Annotated in this window: 4 protein-coding genes and 1 pseudogene; 2 read left to right on the top strand and 3 right to left on the bottom strand. The window is 52.6% G+C overall.

The annotated features are described in order from the left end of the window. Positions 1-335: sulfotransferase-like domain-containing protein (locus tag ACWB12_RS10260; protein ID WP_479529984.1), on the bottom strand; the 335-nt coding region annotated here is incomplete at its 3' end. A gap of 157 nt (positions 336-492) precedes the next feature. On the opposite strand from ACWB12_RS10260, the gene msrA reads away from it, so the two are divergent. Beyond that, positions 493-1,161: a peptide-methionine (S)-S-oxide reductase MsrA gene (msrA, locus tag ACWB12_RS10255; protein ID WP_479529985.1), complete on the top strand. Its 669-nt coding sequence runs from the start codon at positions 493-495 to the stop codon at positions 1,159-1,161. A 2-nt stretch (positions 1,162-1,163) separates the two neighbouring features. Here the strand turns inward: msrA and ACWB12_RS10250 are convergent, their stop codons facing one another. Both ACWB12_RS10250 and ACWB12_RS10245 read right to left on the bottom strand, forming a co-directional pair. After that, on the bottom strand, positions 1,164-2,042 hold the full coding sequence (locus tag ACWB12_RS10250) for a ribokinase (RefSeq protein WP_479529983.1): 879 nt from the start codon (positions 2,040-2,042) through the stop codon (positions 1,164-1,166). Continuing rightward, a complete protein-coding gene (locus ACWB12_RS10245) occupies positions 2,043-4,301 on the bottom strand; it encodes an NADP-dependent malic enzyme (RefSeq protein ID WP_479529982.1) in 2,259 nt (752 codons plus the stop codon). A 128-nt stretch (positions 4,302-4,429) separates the two neighbouring features. On the opposite strand from ACWB12_RS10245, the pseudogene ACWB12_RS10240 reads away from it, so the two are divergent. Beyond that, positions 4,430-5,409 (top strand): annotated as a pseudogene (locus ACWB12_RS10240) (MutS N-terminal domain-containing protein); the annotation flags it as partial.

Here is a 5,409-nt window from a genome sequence, read left to right as displayed (position 1 = left end):
GCGATCACGCGGGCGGGGTGACGGATAAGAAATACATTTTTTACCTGCTTCATCCAGCTGCGATCAACTCCGTCAATCATATGCTGGGTCATGTGTTTTTGATAGAAATGCGCCGTGCCATTAGGGTTTTCCCCAATCAGCCGCGTCGTAACCTTGGCCGCATCCTGCTCCCCCGCCGTCAGAATCTCACTCCGCATAGGATGATCCAAACCCGTGGTCGCCAGATAGGATGCGTAAAACGGCTCGTCCCACACGGCACAATCTGCCCGCGCACCAAATGAATACATCATTGCCGTCGACAGATTTCGTGGGCCGGACCACATTGCGATTTTCATTTTGCCAATTCCTAACACCCGCACACCTCCCGATTACTAATTGGCGCAAGGGATTCCGCCAAGAAGTAAATATCGTTCACTGCTGCGTGATATTTGCTTACAGCGGGTTGTCTGGCGCAGGCACCTGAATAATGCTGCCAGAAAAAGGAGTGCCCTGATGCGTATTACTGCCTATCAATTCAAACCGGCTGCATTGCTGATTGCAATTGTCATCGGTCTAACCCTGAACTGCACACGAGCCTATGCCGGCAAAACCGAAACATTGATTGTTGCGGGCGGCTGTTTCTGGTGTGTCGAATCCGATTTTGAAAGCGTTCCCGGCGTGATCAGCGCTGTATCAGGATATACGGGTGGGACAACCAAAAACCCGACTTATAAAGCTGTTGGGCGTGGCGGCACCGGCCATTATGAGGCGGTGAAAATCACTTATGATTCTGGCAAGGTCAACTATGCCACGCTGTTGAATATGTTTCTAAGATCCATTGATCCTACTGATGCCGGTGGACAATTTTGCGACCGTGGAGAATCGTATCGAACCGCAATATTCGTCTCTAATGCTGGACAAAAGGCCGCGGCGACAGCGGCTATTGCAGATGCAGGCAAAAGATTGCGCCAAAAGATTGTGACACCAGTTTTGACAGCCTCGCGGTTTTACAAGGCCGAAAGGTATCATCAAAATTACTATAAGGGATCTAACATTGTTATTACCCGTTTCGGACCCAAGCGGCAATCAGAAGCCTACAAAGCATATCGCAATGCTTGTGGCCGCGATGCACGTGTTCGCAAGCTGTGGGGAAAAGCGGCGCCGTTTGCCAATTTGCACTAGGCTCAGGTTTCTTTCAGAAAATCATCAACCTCGGCCCGCGCGGGAATTGCATCAGCAGTGCCTTTGCGCGTAACTTTTAAGGCAGCTGCGGCCGAAGCAAGCGTCATAGCCTCCTGCACGCTTTGCCCTTGATCCATGCCGGCAGCAAAAAAGCCGGCAAACGTATCGCCCGCCGCAGTTGTATCAACAGCCACCACAGGAAACGACGGGGCGTGCGCAGTCTGTCCTGTATTGGAACGCAACCAATCTGCCCCTTCCGAACCTTTAGTGACGATAATTTCTTCAACTGGCAAATTCGCTAAATCAGTCTCTAACCCAAGGCATAATTGCTCTGACTCTACTTGGTTCATCATCAAAACCGTTGTGTATGACAGCACAGCTTTAACAGCTTCGACAGAAAACGGGGCCGCAGAATAGATCACCCTCATTCCACGTTCATGTGCGAGTTTTGCAGCTTCGGCCTGTAGTGTGGTCTCGTTCTGTAGCAGCAAAATATCGCTCGCTTCAGCCCCCCCTAGCGCCGTATTAATCTGGTCTATATTCTGGCAGTTGTTGGCGCCGGAAAAAATCACAATGGCATTTTCACCACTCTGGTCCACATTCACAATTGCATGGCCTGTGGGTGTTTCAACCGTGCTGATAAGCTGTGTATCAATCCCGTATCCGGCAATCTGGTCAATCGCCCAGCCCCCGTCAGGACCAACGGCGCCGATATGAACCACCTTTGAGCCCGCCCGCGCCGCCGCAACCGATTGGTTAATGCCTTTACCGCCAAGGCCGGTGGAAAAACTGCTTGCCGACAATGTTTCCCCTGGTCGCGGCAGATGTGGCACCGCGTATAGGTGATCTGCATTGATCGAACCAAGGTTATAGATCGTCATCTAACCCACCTTGCAAGCGGCCAACACGGCCATGTTCAAAATATCATTTGATGTAGAAACAGTCGAACAAATCTGGATAGATTTATCAATGCCGGTCAGGATTGGGCCGATCACCGTCGCCCCCGCCATTTCCTGCATTAATTTCACCGAAATTGACGCCGAATGCCGCGCCGGCACCACCAACACATTTGCGGGACCCGTCAGGCGGCTAAACGGATACTGCGCCATCGCTTTCGCATTCAAGGCCACATCCACGGTCATTTCGCCCTCGAATTCAAAACTAACACCGCGAGCATCTAGAGCTTTGGGCGCTAGGTGCATTTTTTCGGCCCTTTCAGACACTGGATAGCCAAAAGTCGAGAAGCTGACAAAAGCCACACGAGGCTCTAACCCTAGAGATTTAGCCACATCTGCCCCGCGTTCGGCTATTGTAGCCAGATCTTCCTCATCCGGCCATTCATGCACCAGAGTATCCGTAATCAACACGATTTTACCGCCCTGCAGCACCGCAGTGACACCCACAGCACCATCTTCGGCAGAAGCATCAAAAACATGGTTAATCAATTGCAACACATGGGCAGATTTGCGCGTTGCACCAGTAACAAGCCCATCACCATGGCCATGCGCCAACATCAGCGCCGAAAAAACGTGACGATCGCGGGCAGCAAGCCGATGAATGTCGGATCGATCATACCCTTTGCGTTGCAGCCGGTCGTATAGGAACGCTTTGTAGGCTGATAAATGCTCGGTGTTGGCCGCATTCACCACTTCAAGTTCACTAACGGCATCTCCTAATCCGGCATCTTCCAGCTTGGCTTTGACATCCGCCTCGCGCCCGACAACAAGCGCATGCCCCAAACCGGCGCGCTGATATGCAACAGCGGCACGCAAAACACGCGGATCGTCACCTTCGGCAAAAATCATCCGGCGTTGCGCGGCCTTTGCGCGGGCATGTATGCCACGCAAGATCGAAGCCGTTGGATCAAGCCGCTCTTTTAGCGATTCCTTATATCCTTCGATGTCAACAATCGGACGGCGGGCAACACCTGTATCCATACCGGCCTTGGCGACTGCGGGCGGGATTTTATAGATCAGCCGCGGATCAAACGGCGCCGGGATGATGTAATCACGGCCAAACGTCAGGTTCCGGCCATATGCCATCGCCACTTCGTCAGGTACATCGGCGCGGGCAAGTTCAGCCAAGGCGCGGGCGCAGGCGATTTTCATCTCGTCATTGATCGCGCGGGCGTTGATATCTAATGCGCCCCGAAACAGGTAGGGAAAGCCCAATACGTTGTTCACCTGATTGGGGTAATCTGATCGTCCCGTGGCCACGATTGCATCTTCACGAACGGCGTGCGCCTCTTCTGGTGTAATCTCGGGATCGGGATTTGCCATAGCAAAAATAACCGGGTCTTTAGCCATGTTAGAGACCATTTCTGACGTAACAGCCCCCCTAACGGACACACCCAGAAACACATCTGCCTCCTTCATTGCCTCGTCCAAAGTGCGTAAATCTGTGTTCGCGGCATGGGCAGATTTCCATTGGTTCATGCCCTCTTTTCGACCCTGGTAAATCACGCCTTTTGTGTCGCATAATATACAATTGTCGTGCTGCGCCCCCATTGATTTTATCAACTCAATACAAGCAATCCCTGCAGCGCCGGCGCCATTTACCACAATGCGGCATTCCTCGATCTTTTTGCCAGAAAGGTGCAGCGCATTCATCAAGCCAGCCGCACAGATCACCGCCGTACCGTGCTGATCATCGTGGAAAACAGGAATGTCCATTTCCTCTTTTAGACGCTGTTCGATGATAAAACATTCAGGCGCTTTGATATCCTCAAGATTTATGCCACCAAAAGATGGCCCCATCAGCCGCACAGCATTGATAAATTCTTCGGGATCTTCTGTGTCCAGTTCAATATCAATCGAATTTACATCGGCAAAACGCTTGAACAGAACGGCCTTACCTTCCATCACTGGCTTGGAGGCCAACGCTCCAAGGTTACCCATGCCCAAGATCGCGGTCCCATTGGTGATAACAGCAACCATATTCCCCTTATTTGTATAATCATAAGCCGTTTCAGGGTTTTCGGCGATCGCCTCGACTGGAACAGCCACGCCCGGGCTATACGCCAATGACAAATCACGTTGGGTTGTCATCGGCTTCGTCGCTGTAATCTCGAATTTACCTGGCTTTGGCTCAAGATGATAGGCGAGCGCCTCTTCTGCGGTGACTTTGTTATTACTGGACATTGTGGGCATTCCTTTTGCGTATACACCCCAATAGCGCCGATCGGCACACGTCACAACATCCTGCTTTTGCGGCTTTCACATTGGGCGGCCTGTTTGTATGGTCGGACGTGACATAACTGGGGGATTACATGAATATCGCCAAAGCATCCGTGACGCCAATGATGGCACAGTTTCTGGAGATCAAAGCAGACTATCAAGACGCGCTTTTGTTCTACCGGATGGGCGATTTTTACGAGATGTTTTTTGATGATGCGGTCGCTGCGGCCGAGGCGCTGGATATTGCGCTGACCAAACGCGGTAAACATCTGGGCGAGGATATTCCAATGTGCGGCGTGCCGGTGCGTGCTGCCGAAGGATATTTCCTGACGCTGATCCGCAAGGGGTTTCGCGTGGCGGTTTGTGAGCAAATGGAAGATCCTGCCGAGGCGAAAAAACGCGGAGCAAAATCTGTGGTGCACCGCGAGGTGGTGCGGCTGGTCACGCCAGGCACATTGACCGAGGATTCATTACTGGATGCACGGCGGCACAACTATTTAGCAGCCTTTAGCGAAGTGCGAGGCGAGGGGGCGCTGGCGTGGGTCGATATATCAACCGGTGTGTTTCATGTGATGGCCTGCCCGCAGGTGCGGTTGGGGCCCGAGCTAGCACGATTAGCACCGCGCGAATTGGTGGTATCCGAGCAATCAGAGGCAAGTTTAGCCGAGTTAGTGACTGAATCTGGCGCTTCTATGACCGCCCTTTCTAGTGCGAGCTTTGATAGCACATCTGCTGAAAAACGGCTGACCGATCTTTTCAAAGTCGGCACGATGGAGTCGTTCGGACGGTTTAGCCGTGCAGAAAATTCGGCAATGGGCGCGATTGTTGAGTGGCTGGATATTACCCAAAAAGGACAACTGCCATTGCTGGCCCCACCGGTACGGGAATCTGCCGATGGCGCGATGCAAATTGACGCTGCAACACGCCGCAATGTGTATTAACGTCGTTCCTGGTCGGGCGGGGGGGACGGGTCAATGATTTCGGTGATTGATCGCACAATCACAGCAGGCGGCGGGCGGTTGCTGGAGCGTCGTGTGTCCAGCCCGTCACGAAATCTGGACGCAATCCACGC

Source organism: Profundibacter sp. (genome assembly GCF_056498605.1).
Note: the sequence above shows the minus strand (reverse complement) of the source record. Positions and strands in the feature narration are given on the sequence as shown.

Coding starts and splice junctions, on each gene's coding strand:
- msrA (WP_479529985.1), top strand. CDS start 493: ATGCGTATTACTGCCTATCAATTCAAACCGGCTGCATTGCTGATTGCA.
- ACWB12_RS10250 (WP_479529983.1), bottom strand. CDS start 2,042: ATGACGATCTATAACCTTGGTTCGATCAATGCAGATCACCTATACGCG.
- ACWB12_RS10245 (WP_479529982.1), bottom strand. CDS start 4,301: ATGTCCAGTAATAACAAAGTCACCGCAGAAGAGGCGCTCGCCTATCAT.